Origin of the sequence: Pseudomonas sp. MPDS, from assembly GCF_013283895.1 — a bacterium.
GTDB lineage: Bacteria > Pseudomonadota > Gammaproteobacteria > Pseudomonadales > Pseudomonadaceae > Aquipseudomonas > Aquipseudomonas rhizophila.
In genome coordinates, this window is sequence record NZ_CP054128.1 from 5634741 (window position 1) to 5649115 (window position 14375).

Below are 14375 nucleotides of genomic sequence, written 5' to 3' on the forward strand. Positions count from 1 at the left end.
CCCACTAACTGCTTCCCAAGCTTCGATGACCTGAAGCCCTGCGCTGCCGAAAATCGTTTAACTCATTGAAACTCAAGGAGTTTTTCGTTTCGACTGCGCCGGAAGTGGGGCGAATTATAGACTTCCAGGATTTGCCGTCAACACCTATTTTCATATTTCTGTCACAACAGCCAAAAGCCCCGCAAACACAGAGGCCGGTGTCCAAAGACACCGGCCTCTTCACCCACCTACCGCTTACAAGCTCGGGAAGGCGAACTGTGACGCCTCGTGGCTGGCACGCTGCGGCCAACGCTGGGTAATGGCCTTGCGACGGGTATAGAAGCGCACCCCGTCCGGACCATAGGCATGCAGATCGCCAAACAGCGAACGCTTCCACCCACCGAAGCTGTGGTAGGCCACGGGCACCGGCAAAGGAACGTTGACGCCTACCATGCCGACTTCGATTTCATCGCAGAACAACCGCGCCGCCTCACCATCACGGGTAAAGATGCATGTGCCGTTGCCATACTCGTGATCGTTGATCAGTTGCATCGCCTCTTCCAGGCTGTTGACCCGGACGATGCACAGCACCGGCCCGAAAATCTCTTCTTTATAGATGCGCATCTCAGGCGTCACGCGATCAAACAGGCAGCCGCCCAGGAAGAACCCCTCCTCATGCCCGGCCACGCTCAAACCGCGACCATCGACAACCAGCGACGCACCCGCCGATACGCCATCTTCTATATAGCCGCTGACCTTGTCGCGATGCTGACCGGTCACCAATGGCCCCATGTCCAGTCCGCACGACGTACCCGCGCCGATTTTCAGTGACTGGATCTGCGGCACCAGCTTGGCGACCAGCGCATCCGCCACCTGATCGCCCACACACACCGCCACGGAGATTGCCATGCAGCGTTCGCCGCACGAACCGTAGGCCGCCCCCATCAGCGCACTGACGGCGTTATCCAGATCCGCATCCGGCATCAAGACCGCATGGTTCTTCGCCCCACCCAGTGCCTGCACGCGTTTGCCGCGCCGGGCGCCTTCGGCATAGATGTATTCGGCAATCGGCGTGGAGCCGACAAAACTCAGCGCCTTCACCTCCGGCGCTTCGATCAGTGCGTCCACTGCAGCTTTGTCGCCATGCACCACGCTCAACACGCCTTTGGGCAGCCCGGCTTCCAGAAGCAATTGGGCGATCAGCAACGTCGAACTAGGGTCACGCTCGGACGGTTTGAGGATGAAGCAGTTGCCACAAACGATCGCCAGCGGGTACATCCACAGCGGCACCATCGCCGGGAAGTTGAATGGCGTGATGCCCGCCACCACGCCCAAGGGCTGGAAGTCTGACCACGCGTCGATGTTCGGTCCTACGTTACGGCTGTATTCGCCCTTCAGAATTTCCGGTGCCGCACAGGCGAATTCGACGTTCTCGATCCCGCGCTTAAGCTCTCCAGCCGCGTCTTCCAGGGTCTTGCCGTGCTCTTCGCTGATCAACTGGGCGATGCGCGACTCGTTCTGCTCCAACAACTGCTTGAACCGGAACATTACCTGCGCTCGTTTGGCCGCCGGTGTGTTGCGCCAGGCAGGGAAAGCCGCCTTGGCGGCGTCGATAGCCTGCTGGACCGTCGCACGATCGGCCAAAGGCACCTGATGAATCGCCTGGCCGGTGGAAGGGTTGAACACGTCGGCGGTACGAGCGCTGTCGCTCAACAGTTCGCCATTGATCAAATGCGCAATGAGGCTCATGGGGACTCCAGAATGTTATCCGCAGGCGCCCGCTGCCGGACGCCCGTATTGAAAGCTATATAGAGGGACGCGTCAGTCGAGTTTGTTCAGCACTTCACCGACCGCATCGAACAAGCGATCCAGATCCTGTGGCTTGCTGTTGAACGTTGGCCCGAATTGCAGAGTGTCACCGCCGAAACGCACGTAGAACCCCTTTTTCCACAACGCCATGCCAGCCTCGAACGGGCGCACGATCGCGTCGCCATCGCGGGGCGCAATCTGGATTGCCCCGGCCAGGCCATAGTTGCGGATGTCGATGATGTTCTTCGCCCCCTTCAGGCCATGCAAGGCCTTCTCGAAATGCGGAGCCACCTCGGCCACGCTCTGCACAAGGTTTTCCTTTTGCAGCAGATCCAGTGCCGCCAAGCCTGCCGCGCATGCCACCGGATGCGCCGAATAGGTGTAGCCATGGGGGAATTCCACTGCGTACTCAGGCGTCGGCTGGTTCATGAACGTCTGGTAGATCTCGGAGCTGGCAATCACCGCGCCCATGGGGATCGCGCCATTGGTAACCTGCTTGGCAATGCACATGAGATCCGGGGTTACGCCGAAACTATCGGCACCGAACATCGAACCGGTACGGCCGAACCCGGTGATGACCTCGTCGAACACCAACAAGATGCTGTGCTGATCGCAGATTTCCCGCAGGCGCTTGAGATAACCCTCAGGCGGCACCAGTACGCCAGCGGAGCCGGCCATCGGTTCAACAAACACCGCGGCGATGTTGGAGGCATCGTGCAGTTCGATCAGCTTCAACAGCTCATCGGCCAAGGCGATACCACCCTCTTTTGGCATGCCACGGGAATAGGCATTGCTTGCCAGCAGCGTGTGGGGCAAGTGATCGACGTCCATCATCGCCTGGCCGAACAACTTGCGGTTGCCGCTGACGCCGCCGAGGCTGGTACCGGCGATATTCACGCCATGGTAACCACGAGCACGGCCGATCATCTTGGTCTTGGTCGCCTGGCCCTTGAGACGCCAGTAGGCGCGGACCATTTTCACCGCGGTATCGGCACACTCGGAACCGGAGTCGGTGAAAAACACATGGTTGAGGTTGCCCGGTGTCAGGCTGGTGATTTTTTCTGCCAGCTGGAACGACAGCGGGTGGCCGTACTGGAAGCCCGGCGAGTAGTCGAGGGTGCCCAGCTGTTTGGCGACTGCTTCCTGGATTTCCTTGCGGGTGTGCCCGGCGCCGCACGTCCACAGGCCCGACAGCGAGTCGTAGACCTTGCGCCCTTTGTCATCCACCAGCCAACTGCCTTCGGCGGCGACGATCAGACGTGGATCGCGCTGGAAGTTGCGGTTGGCGGTGTAAGGCATCCAGTGGGCATCAAGCTTGAGCTGGCTGGCCAGGGAGCCGGCAGCATGTTCGGGCATGTTCATCGACAGAACCTCGCAGGAGAGAAGCGACAGGGATCCAAAGGCGTTCTTGCAGCTAACTTGCCACGGCGATAAAGTCGATGAAATCCAACTTTTCTAACCTTCAGTCAGCAGATCACTAAACTATGAGCGCGCGTCGTCCCGATCCACTGGCCCAGGTCAGCGACTTTGATATTCGTCTGTTGCGCATTTTTCGCAGCGTGGTGGAGTGCGGTGGATTCTCCGCAGCGGAGACGGTGCTTGGGATCGGTCGCTCCGCCATCAGCCAGCAGATGAGCGACCTTGAGCAGCGTCTTGGCCTACGGTTGTGCCAGCGCGGACGGGCGGGCTTTTCCCTGACGGAGGAAGGCCGCGAGGTCTATCAATCAGCGTTGCAACTATTAAGTGCACTGGAAAGCTTTCGCACCGAAGTCAACGGCCTGCATCAACATTTGCGCGGCGAATTGATCATTGGCCTGACCGATAATCTCGTCACCCTGCCCCACATGCGCATCACCCATGCCCTGGCCCAATTGAAGGAACGCGGTCCAGACGTGCAGATTCAGATTCGCATGATCGCTCCCAACGAAGTCGAGCAAGGCGTACTCGACGGCCGATTGCATGTCGGCGTGGTGCCCCAGGCCAGTGCCCTTTCCGGGCTGGAGTATCAACCGCTCTACAGCGAACGTTCGCTGTTGTATTGCGCGGTCGGGCATCCGTTGTTTTATGTGGATGACCAACAACTGGACGACGCTCGCCTCAACAGCCAGGATGCCATCGCACCGACCTTCCGCCTGCCCGCCGAGATCCAGGCCCACTACCAGGCACTCAATTGCACTGCCAGTGCATCGGACCGCGAAGGCATGGCGTTCCTGATTCTTACAGGGCGCTACATCGGTTACCTGCCGGATCATTACGCCAGCCTGTGGGTCCAGCAGGGACGGTTGCGCGCCCTCAAACCCACGGCCCGTTTCTATGATTTGAGCCTGGCGTCAGTCACGCGCAAGGGGCGTCGGCCTCATCTGGTGCTGGAGAGCTTTCTCCAGAGCCTGGCGGCAACCCGCTAACCCTTGGTCCGACATTGGCTGGGTTAGCCTGCCCCCAGCGAAAGGCTTTTAGCATGATGGCACTTGTCGGATCGCTGCCGGTGCGCTATCAACGCATTTGCTTGCCCCACAGACCCAGCCCGGAAACGCCCATGACCTTTGAAGTCCCTGCCCACGGTGGCAAGCCCACCAGCCGCATTCGTCAAAAAAACGAAGAGACCATCCTCAAGGCCGCCGAAGATGAATTCGCCCGTCACGGGTTCAAAGGCACCAGCATGAATGCCATTGCCTTGAAGGCCGGGCTGCCCAAGGCGAACCTGCATTATTACTTCACCAACAAGCTTGGGTTGTACGTGGCGGTGCTGAGCAACATCATCGAGTTGTGGGATAGCACCTTTAATACCCTCACCGCCGAGGATGATCCGGCCGAAGCCCTGACCCGCTACATCCGCGCCAAAATGGAGTTTTCCCGCCGCCATCCCCAGGCGTCCCGGCTTTTCGCCATGGAGGTGATCAGCGGTGGTGAATGCCTGACTGAATATTTCAACCAGGATTATCGCACCTGGTTCAACGGCCGCGCGGCAGTGTTCCAGGCCTGGATCGATGCCGGCAAGATGGACCCGATCGACCCCGTGCACCTGATCTTTCTATTGTGGGGAAGTACTCAGCATTACGCCGACTTCGCCACCCAGATCTGCCGCGTGACCGGTCGCAGCAAGCTGACCAAGCAGGACATGATCGATGCCGGCGACAACCTGATCCGCATCATTCTCAAGGGCTGCGGCCTGAAACCAACCTTTTAAGACCCTCATGCCTTTTACCCTCACCGGCTTTTGTGAATACCGCGAAGAGATTCGCAAAAGCCGCTTCATCACCCTCGCCGCCCCTATCACCAGCCCTGCCGACGCAGTGGCCTTTATAGAGCAGCACAGCGATCTGAACGCCACACACAACTGCTGGGCCTGGAAACTCGGCGACCAATACCGCAGCAACGACGACGGCGAACCGGGTGGCACCGCCGGGCGGCCGATCCTGGCGGCCATCGAAGCCCAGGCTTGCGATCAGGTCGTGGTGCTGGTGATCCGTTGGTACGGTGGAATCCAGTTGGGCACCGGAGGCTTGGCCCGGGCCTATGGCGGGGGCGCGAACAAATGCCTGCAAAACGCCGAGAAGGTTGAGTTGATCAGCCGTGTGGCGCTGCGCTGCACCTGCGGTTTCGCGGAACTGGCCCTGGTGAAACTGCGGGTCGCCGAATGCGGCGGATTGGTGAACACCGAGAGCTTTACAGCCAATGGCGTGGACTTGCAGGTGGCCGTGGGTGAAGCGCAGATCGAAACATTGCAAAAGCAATTGGCCGACCTGAGCCGTGGACGGATTCTGCTGGCCCGTTGAGCGCGAGGGGGTCTGCGACTTTTCAGGGCAAACGCCATCGTGCGACTTGCCCACATCCACTGTGCACCCGACTGTGGATAACCTGAGCACATTCCGCTGTAACCCTTCTGTCATGCGGCTTTGCGGCTGTTGTTCGTTTTTTGATCAAAGCACTGTTTTCTGTAGGAATTCTTCAGAAAAACAAATGCTTGCGAGGTTTTATCACCTTTAGAAGAAAGCCGGGCGCTGGTTATGCCGGACCTTCAGGCTTGCGCACAATAACTGTGGAACATCCTGTGGATAACCCGTTCATGGCTCACGCCGTCCCATGAAAGGCATGGCTCGCAGCCGCCTGATCATTTTTTAACCACCCGTTTCGGGGCACAAACAACGCCTCTATCACCTGCTCGCCCCATTGCGGTGCCCTATCCACAGCGAGGGTGTTGGCGAGTAAGCCAAGCCGATAGGCAAAGCGCGGGGCTCGCTGACATTTCCTGACCTACTGGCCAGGAAATTGCTTTATCCACAGGCATTCATGTCCCCTGACCCGAGCCTGTCATGTCCGACCCCGATTCCATCCCGCGCCTGCAATTGCGCAAGATCAGCAAACGCTACCCAGGTTGCCTGGCCAATGACGCCATCGACCTGAGCATCCAGCCCGGCGAGATCCACGCGCTGCTCGGCGAAAACGGTGCTGGCAAAAGCACCCTGATGAAGATTATCTACGGCGTTACCCAAGCCGATTCGGGCGAGGTGATCTGGCAAGGCCAACGGGTCGACCTGCGCAACCCGGCCCAGGCCCGTAGCCTGGGCATCGGTATGGTGTTCCAGCATTTCTCGCTGTTTGAAACCCTTACCGTGGCGCAGAACATCGCCCTGGCCATGGGCGCGGCAGCCGGCACACCGGCGCAACTGGAGCCGCGAATCCGCGAAGTTTCCCAACGCTACGGCATGGCCCTGGAGCCGCAGCGGTTGGTCCACAGCCTGTCGATTGGCGAACGTCAACGGGTGGAGATCATTCGTTGCTTGATGCAGGACATCCGTCTGCTGATTCTCGATGAACCCACCTCGGTGCTGACGCCCCAGGAAGCCGAAGAACTGTTCGTGACCCTGCGGCGCCTGGCGAGCGAAGGCTGCAGCATTTTGTTCATCAGCCACAAGTTGGGCGAGGTCCGCGCGTTGTGCCACAGCGCGACGGTGCTGCGTGGCGGACGGGTGTCAGGGCATTGCACACCAGCACTGTGCTCGGACCGGGAACTGGCACAGTTGATGGTCGGCGAAGCGGCCGGGCTGATCGCGGACTACCCCAAGGTCAGCGCGGACAAAGCGTTCCTTGAGATCCACAAACTGTCATGGCCAAACCCAGACCCGTTCGGTTGCTCGTTACGGGATATAGACCTTGAGGTACGCAGCGGCGAAATCGTCGGTATCGCCGGAGTGGCGGGGAATGGGCAGGACGAGTGGCTGGCATTACTCAGCGGTGAAACGCAACTGCCCCGCCACAAAGGCGAGACGATCAGGTTCGATGGGCAACCGGTGGCGCATCTGCGCCCCAATGCCCGGCGCCGCCTCGGGCTGGCATTTGTTCCAGCCGAACGCCTGGGCCACGGCGCCGTGCCGCAATTGAGCCTGGCGGATAACGCCCTGCTCAGCGCCTTCCAACAAGGACTGATCCGTTGCGGCCTGATTCAACGGCGCAAGGTCGAGCACCTGGCCGAGGAGATTATCCGTCGTTTTGGGGTGAAGACGCCCGACACCAGAACCCCGGCGCGCAGCCTCTCGGGGGGCAACCTGCAAAAATTCATCCTCGGTCGGGAAATCCTTCAACAGCCCAGGCTGCTGGTGGCGGCGCATCCGACCTGGGGCGTAGACGTCGGCGCAGCGGCGACCATCCACAGGGCCCTGATTGCCTTGCGCGATGCGGGTGCCGCCATCCTGGTGATCTCCGAAGAACTCGACGAACTGTTCCAGATCAGCGACCGCCTCGGCGCTTTGTGTGGCGGGCGTTTGTCCGCCTTGAGGCCCACTGTCCAAACCCGGCTTAGCGACGTCGGCGGCTGGATGGCCGGCCAGTTCGACGCCCCTCAATCCCCTGATCCCGCGACGGTCTAACGGAGTTTTTATGCTGCTGTCTCTTGAACCCCGCGGCCAACAATCGCGCCTGATGCTCTGGTGCTCGCCGCTGCTGGCCGCCGTATTGACCCTGGGCTGTGGCTCGCTGCTGTTCGCCGTCCTGGGGCATGATCCGTTGCAAACCTTGTACACCTTGTTGATAGCCCCGATCAGTGATCTATACGGTGTGTCCGAATGGCTGGTCAAAGCCTTGCCGATCCTGCTCTGCGCCCTCGGCCTGGCGGTGGCCTACCAGGCACGAATCTGGAACATTGGCGCCGAGGGACAATTGCTATTGGGCGCCCTGGCCGGCAGCGCCGTCGCGGTGAACATCATCGGCATGCAAAGCCGCTGGGCACTGGTGCTGATTCTGCTGACCGGCACCCTCGCCGGTGCCGCCTGGGCCGGGCTCACGGCGTGGCTACGCACGCGCTTCAATGCCAATGAAATCCTGACCAGCATCATGCTCAATTACATCGCACTTAACCTGCTGCTGTTCTGCGTTCACGGACCGCTGAAAGACCCGGCCGGGTTCAACTTTCCGGAGTCGGCGATGTTCGGCGATGCCAGTCGCCTGTCATTGCTGGTGGAAGACGGGCGGCTTCATGCCGGGTTGTATTTCGCTCTGCTGGCACTGGTGGCGGTCTGGGTGTTGCTGCAGAAAAGTTTTGTCGGGTTTCAGATCAAAGTGCTGGGCCTGGACGCTCGGGCCGCCGGCTTCGCCGGCTTTCGCCAGAAGCCGCTGGTGTGGCTGGCGCTGTTGATCAGCGGTGCACTGGCCGGGCTCGCCGGTGTCTGCGAAGTGACCGGGCCAATCGGCCAACTGGTGCCGCAAGTGTCACCGGGCTACGGCTATGCGGCGATTACCGTGGCGTTCCTGGGACGTCTGAATCCCATCGGCATTCTGTTCGCCAGCCTGCTGATGGCCTTGTTGTACATCGGCGGCGAAAGCGCGCAGATGTCGCTGAACCTTCCCCAGGCAATCACCCAGCTGTTCCAGGGCATGATGCTGTTTTTCCTGTTGGCCTGCGACGTACTGATCCTGTATCGGCCGCGCCTGAACCTGCGCTGGGCCCGGCGCACCCGGACCACCGCCGTACAGGCAGGAGCGCTGTGATGGATATCGACCTGTTGAGCAATATTTTCTACGCTATGATCCGTTGCGGCACACCGTTGCTGCTGGTGGCTCTGGGTGAGCTGATCTGCGAGAAAAGTGGTGTTTTGAACCTGGGCCAGGAAGGCATGATGCTGTTCGGCGCGGTGATCGGTTTTATCGTCGCGTTCAACAGCGGCAACCTGTGGCTTGGCGTGCTGCTGGCGATGGCCGCCGGGATGCTGTTGTCGGCGCTGTTCGCGTTGGTAGCGCTGGTGTTCAATGCCAATCAAGTGGCCACCGGGTTGGCGCTGACGATTTTCGGCGTGGGGCTGTCGAGTTTTGTCGGGGCGGCCTGGGTCGGCAAGCCGCTGGCGGGGTTCGAGCCGCTGGCGATTCCCTACTTGAGCGACATCCCGTTGATCGGGCGGATGCTGTTTGCCCAGGATCTGCTGGTGTACCTGTCTTTTGCGCTGTTCGCCCTGGTGGCCTGGGTGATTGTGAAAAGTCGCGTCGGGCTGATCATCCAGGCGGTGGGGGAAAATCCCGATGCCGCCAGTGCCATGGGCCTGCCGGTGTTGCGGGTGCGGACCCTGGCGGTGCTGTTCGGCGGTGCCATGGCCGGGCTGGCGGGTGCCTACCTGTCGCTGGCGTACACGCCGATGTGGGCCGAAAACATGAGCGCCGGGCGCGGCTGGATCGCCCTGGCGCTGGTAGTGTTCGCCAGTTGGCGAGTCTGGCGCCTGCTGCTGGGCGCCTACCTGTTCGGCCTCGCCAGCATCCTGCACCTGGTGGCCCAGGGCTTGGGGCTGGCGATTCCATCGAGCTTGCTGGCGATGCTGCCGTACGTCGCGACCATTGTGGTGTTGGTGTTGCTGTCCCGGGACGCGGTGCGCACGCGGCTGTATGCGCCGGTGTCGCTGGGACAGCCTTGGCAGGCAGGGCATTGAGGTAGACGGCGGCGCGCCTATCGCGAGCAGGCTCGCTCCCACATTTGATCGGGGTGACCGTCAGTTTCAGGCTCGCCCCATCTCTCCCTGTGGGAGCGAGCCTGCTCGCGATGAGGCCCGAACAGGCAATACCTGAACCAAGCCCCACACCAACTCGAAAAACAGGAAAACCCACAACACCGCACTGGCCCCATGAAGCAGTGCATACAGCATCCAGGCGGAAAACAAAAACCGCCCCGCCGCGTCATAACGCCCGTACAGCGGCTGCGGATCACGAATCCGCAGCACCGCCCACACGCAAACAATCGAGCCCAGCAGATTCACCATCAGCACATGCGCCGGCGCAAACGGCGGCAGTTCTCCAGGCAGATCAAATAACTGAGTCATACTCATCAACACACCATGCAACGCCGCAAAGCTCCACGGCGTGGCCAGCACGGCCGACACGATAAGGTCGTACCAGGCGCTGCCGCGCACCACCCGGCGATATTGCATCAAAGTCCACATACACCTTGCTCCAGATAATTGGGAAGCAAAGAGCCTAAAGCCTGGGGTATGCTCCAAGGTCAAGCCCTTCGGAGACCCACCATGCGCATCGGTGAACTCGCCCGAGCCTGTGCCGTCAGCCGTGACACCCTGCGCTTCTACGAGCAGCGCGGCCTGATCGCGGCGCAGCGCAGCGCCAATGGCTATCGCCACTACCCCGCCGACATGGTGCAACTGGTGCTCTACATCAAGACCGCCCAGCGCCTGGGTTTTACCCTGGGCGAGATCGGCGCCAGCGTCGCCGCCCTGTGGCAGGCGCAGGACCCTGACTGCGCCGTGACGCAATTGCTGCAAGAAAAACTGAACCTGATCGAAACCCGTATGACCGAACTCGACGCGTTGCGCCATGAGCTGAAACAACGGCTCGGGCAACGCTGTCCATTAAATCCGTGACCTTTTTTCATCAAGGATGCTCCTCATGAATTCGGCAAAAAACGCATTGATCATTGGCGCCTCCCGGGGCCTGGGCCTCGGCCTGGTGAAGACGCTGCTCAGCGATGGCTGGAGCGTGACCGCCACCGTGCGCAACCCGCAGAACGCCGAGGCGTTGAAGGCACTGGGCCCAGTGCGGATCGAAAAGCTCGACATGGACGACCAGCAAGCCGTCATCACCCTGAGCCAGCAGCTCAAGGACGAAACCTTCGACCTGTTGTTCGTCAATGCCGGCGTCAAAGGCCCTGACAACCAGAGCCCCGGCGGTGCGACGCTGGCCGAAGTCGGCCAGTTGTTCTTCACCAACGCCGTGGCACCGATCAATCTGGCCCAGCGTTTCGTCGGTCAGATCCGCGACGGCAGTGGCGTGCTGGCATTCATGAGCTCCGTGCTGGGCAGCGTGACCATGCCTGACGCCCCGGAACTGGCGCTGTACAAGGCCAGCAAGGCGGCGCTCAATTCGATGACCAATAGTTTTGTCACTCAATTGGGCGAGCAGACATTGACGGTTCTGTCGCTGCACCCGGGCTGGGTGAAGACCGACATGGGTGGCGAAGGGGCGGACATTGATGTCGAGACCAGCACCCGCGGCCTGATTGATCAGGTCAATGCCTTTGCCGGCAAGGGTGGGCATCATTTCGTCAACTACAAGGGCGAGACGATTCCCTGGTAACCCAAGCCTTCCCCCTGCTCGCGATTGCGGCCTGACATTCACCATGATGTCGACTGACACACCGCTATCGCGAGCAGGCTCGCTCCCACATGGCTCCCGTTCAACTCTGGAAATGTGCCCCGCAACCTGAGTAAACTCAGCACCTCGCCCTACCCAACGGGCGACCCTGGATCAGCAGACAGGGCATCACTGAGCTGGCTAACCTGAACCCACTTTCAGAGGAGCCGGCCACCATGCCTGCGACCCGTACCTGGTTAAAAAATCCCCTCGCCATCTTCACGGCCAACGACCTTGATGCCCGTGGCGGTCTTGTCCTGCAAAACGGCGTGATCGTCGAATTGCTGAGGGCCGGCCAGCAACCCGCCCAGCCCTGCGACACAGTCTTCGACGCCGGCGAACATGTGATCCTGCCGGGGCTGATCAACACCCATCATCATTTCTACCAGACCCTGACTCGCGCCTGGGCACCGGTGGTGAACCAGCCCCTGTTCCCGTGGCTGAAAACCCTCTACCCGGTATGGGCGCGGTTGACACCGGAAAAGCTCGCTCTGGCGAGCAAAGTGGCGCTGGCCGAACTGTTGCTTTCAGGCTGCACCACAGCGGCCGATCACCATTACCTGTTCCCCGAAGGCTTGGAAAATGCCATCGATGTGCAGGTACAAAGTGTCCGTGAACTGGGCATGCGCGCGATGCTGACCCGCGGTTCCATGAGCCTGGGTGAAGCCGACGGTGGCTTGCCGCCACAACAGACCGTGCAGCAGGGCCACGTGATTCTCGAGGACAGCCTGCGGTTGATCAGCCAATACCATGAGCGCGGCGACGGGGCGCAAATCCAGATTGCCCTGGCGCCTTGTTCACCGTTTTCGGTCACGCCTGAAATCATGCGCGCCAGCGCCGAGCTGGCGGAGAAACTCGACGTACGCCTACACACTCACCTGGCCGAAACCCTCGACGAAGAGGACTTCTGCCTGCAACGCTTCGGCCTGCGCACCGTGGACTACCTGGACAGCGTCGGCTGGCTCGGCCCGCGCACCTGGCTGGCCCACGGCATTCATTTCAATCCTGAGGAAATCACCCGTCTCGGCGCCGCCGGCACCGGCATCTGCCATTGCCCAAGCTCCAACATGCGCCTGGCCTCGGGCATCTGCCCTACCCTGGAACTCACCGCCGCCGGCGCACCGCTGGGCCTGGGTGTGGACGGCTCGGCCTCCAACGATGCCTCGAACATGATCCTGGAAACCCGCCAGGCGTTGTACATTCAGCGCCTGCGCTATGGCGCGCAGGCGATCACCCCGCAGCGAGTGCTGGGCTGGGCGACCCGCGGCTCGGCACAACTGCTGGGGCGCAACGATATCGGTGAGCTGGCGGTGGGCAAACAGGCTGACTTGGCGCTGTTCAAACTCGACGAACTGCGCTTCTCCGGCAGTCACGATCCGGTTTCGGCCCTGCTGCTGTGCGGCGCGGACCGGGCGGACCGGGTGATGGTCAGTGGGCAATGGCGGGTCATCGACGGACAGGTCGAAGGGTTGGACCTGAAGGGGTTGATTGCTGATCACAGCCAGGCGGCGCGGGAGTTGATCGCCGGCGCCTGACCGGACGCTATCGCGGGCAAGCCTTGCTCCCACATCAAGGGTGGATGTATGAAGCAGCCTTGCCGTGAGACCAGTGGGAGCAAGGCTTGCCCGCGATACTCTTCTAGAGTCCCAGCAACGACAACATGATAAACGTCGCGAACAACACAAAATGGGTCATGCCTTCAATGGCATTGGTTTCCCCATCGTTGAGGTTGATGGCGCAGACGATCAAGGTGATGAAGATCATCACCGTCTGCACCGGGGTCATTGCCATCTGGAACGGCTGGCCGGTGTAGAGCGCCATCGCTTCCATCACCGGCACGGTGAGGATCACGGTGGACAGCGAAGCCCCCAAGGCGATATTCACCACCGACTGCATACGGTTGGCCAACGCCGCGCGCAAGGCGGTGAGGATTTCCGGTGCCGCGGAAATGGCAGCCACCAGAATCGCCGTAACCACCGGCGGCGCCCCTGAACCTTCCAGCCCCAGGTCGATGGCTTTGGACATGACCTCGGCCAACGCTCCGATCACTACGACGCCAAACACCAGCGCCGCGATGGAGAACGTCAGGCTGATGGGTTTCGGCTGGTTTTCCACCGGCTCTTTCCGACGGCGTTTTTCCGGGTAGCTGTAGCTGAAAAAGTAACTGTGAGGCCCCACCTGCATGCGCAGGAACAGGGTGTACAGCACGATCATCGCGCCGATGGTGAATGCCGAATAGAGCTTCCAGCTCTCTTGGGGAATGAACTCCGGCACCACCATCGATACGCCCATGGCGGTGAGAATCATCACGCTGTAGGTGCGCGCCGAATCATCGTTGTAAGCCTGCTCGCCATGCTTGATTCCGCCCATCAGCGCCGCAAGGCCAAGAATGCCGTTGATATCGAGCATCACCGCAGAATAGATGGTGTCGCGCACCAGCGTTGGCGAGGCTTCGTTGCTCATCATGATCGCCAGGATCACCACTTCTACCAGCACCGCCGACAGGGTCAGGATCATCGTGCCGTAGGGATCGCCGACCTTCTCTGCCAGCAGCTCGGCGTGATGGGCCACACGCATGGAAGCCGCGACGATAAAGCCGATCAGGACCAAACCGCCGAGCAACGCCACGATCTGTCCGCTACCCAACAGCCAGTGCTCCAGCGGATAGGCGAGCACCGCGGCGATCAGCGCCAGCAACAGCAGTTTTTCTTGCTTGATCAAAGTCAGCATCGCGGGCCTATCACCGTGGGCGGGGTCATGAGCTACTGACTGTAGGGGGCGGCGAACGTTCGGGCGAAGTGACGCACCAGGGAGTGGCGAGTGGGTGGCAGGTGCACCTTTATCGATCTCAAGGACCTCATCGCGAGCAAGCTCGCTCCCACAGGTATTGCGTTGTCCTTGTGGGAGCGAGCTTGCTCGCGATGGCTGCCTCGAAAAGATCACAGATTTTGTTGTCCTATTGGTCAGCA

The 14375-nt window shown here is 60.8% G+C and carries 13 protein-coding genes; 9 read left to right on the top strand and 4 right to left on the bottom strand.

The window, feature by feature from the left end; all coding sequences use genetic code 11:
- Window positions 1-234: 234 nt before the first annotated feature.
- Window positions 235-1728, bottom strand: a complete 1494-nt coding sequence (locus HQ912_RS25090) for a CoA-acylating methylmalonate-semialdehyde dehydrogenase (RefSeq protein WP_047227436.1) — start codon at window positions 1726-1728, stop codon at window positions 235-237.
- Window positions 1729-1800: 72 nt separating this feature from the next.
- Window positions 1801-3150 (bottom strand): aspartate aminotransferase family protein, encoded by a 1350-nt coding sequence (locus HQ912_RS25095; protein ID WP_076386464.1) that lies wholly within the window; start codon window positions 3148-3150, stop codon window positions 1801-1803.
- A gap of 122 nt (window positions 3151-3272) precedes the next feature.
- Here HQ912_RS25095 and HQ912_RS25100 point away from each other — a divergent pair, with 122 nt between their 5' ends.
- The 6 genes from HQ912_RS25100 (at window position 3273) to HQ912_RS25125 (ending at window position 9698) form a co-directional block, all read left to right on the top strand.
- Window positions 3273-4193: a LysR family transcriptional regulator gene (locus HQ912_RS25100; protein WP_047227434.1), complete on the top strand. Its 921-nt coding sequence runs from the start codon at window positions 3273-3275 to the stop codon at window positions 4191-4193.
- Between the two features lie 131 nt (window positions 4194-4324).
- Window positions 4325-4975, top strand: a complete 651-nt coding sequence (locus HQ912_RS25105; RefSeq protein WP_047227433.1) for a TetR/AcrR family transcriptional regulator — start codon at window positions 4325-4327, stop codon at window positions 4973-4975.
- 7 nt (window positions 4976-4982) lie between these two features.
- Window positions 4983-5564: an IMPACT family protein gene (locus HQ912_RS25110; RefSeq protein WP_076386466.1), complete on the top strand. Its 582-nt coding sequence runs from the start codon at window positions 4983-4985 to the stop codon at window positions 5562-5564.
- Between the two features lie 537 nt (window positions 5565-6101).
- Window positions 6102-7655, top strand: a complete 1554-nt coding sequence (locus HQ912_RS25115; RefSeq protein ID WP_173407419.1) for an ABC transporter ATP-binding protein — start codon at window positions 6102-6104, stop codon at window positions 7653-7655.
- 10 nt (window positions 7656-7665) lie between these two features.
- Window positions 7666-8772, top strand: coding sequence for an ABC transporter permease (locus HQ912_RS25120; RefSeq protein WP_173407420.1), 1107 nt, complete (start codon window positions 7666-7668; stop codon window positions 8770-8772).
- Complete coding sequence (locus tag HQ912_RS25125) at window positions 8772-9698, top strand: ABC transporter permease (RefSeq protein ID WP_047227429.1); 927 nt, start codon at window positions 8772-8774, stop codon at window positions 9696-9698. Before HQ912_RS25120 ends, HQ912_RS25125 begins: the two co-directional genes overlap by 1 nt.
- A gap of 66 nt (window positions 9699-9764) precedes the next feature.
- On the opposite strand, the gene HQ912_RS25130 is transcribed toward HQ912_RS25125, so the two are convergent.
- Window positions 9765-10205, bottom strand: a complete 441-nt coding sequence (locus tag HQ912_RS25130; protein ID WP_047227428.1) for a hypothetical protein — start codon at window positions 10203-10205, stop codon at window positions 9765-9767.
- Window positions 10206-10286: 81 nt separating this feature from the next.
- Here HQ912_RS25130 and HQ912_RS25135 point away from each other — a divergent pair, with 81 nt between their 5' ends.
- The 3 genes from HQ912_RS25135 to HQ912_RS25145 all read left to right on the top strand — a co-directional run bounded on the left by HQ912_RS25135 (window position 10287) and on the right by HQ912_RS25145 (window position 12941).
- On the top strand, window positions 10287-10637 hold the full coding sequence (locus HQ912_RS25135; protein ID WP_173407421.1) for a MerR family transcriptional regulator: 351 nt from the start codon (window positions 10287-10289) through the stop codon (window positions 10635-10637).
- A 25-nt stretch (window positions 10638-10662) separates the two neighbouring features.
- Window positions 10663-11349 carry an SDR family oxidoreductase gene (locus HQ912_RS25140; RefSeq protein ID WP_047227426.1) on the top strand — a complete coding sequence of 229 codons (687 nt, stop codon included), beginning with the start codon at window positions 10663-10665 and terminating at the stop codon, window positions 11347-11349.
- A 233-nt stretch (window positions 11350-11582) separates the two neighbouring features.
- Complete coding sequence (locus HQ912_RS25145) at window positions 11583-12941, top strand: 8-oxoguanine deaminase (RefSeq protein ID WP_047227425.1); 1359 nt, start codon at window positions 11583-11585, stop codon at window positions 12939-12941.
- Between the two features lie 103 nt (window positions 12942-13044).
- On the opposite strand, the gene HQ912_RS25150 is transcribed toward HQ912_RS25145, so the two are convergent.
- Entirely contained in the window at window positions 13045-14136 is a 1092-nt protein-coding gene (locus HQ912_RS25150) for a calcium:proton antiporter (protein WP_047227424.1), read from the bottom strand.
- Between the last annotated feature and the right edge of the window lie 239 nt (window positions 14137-14375).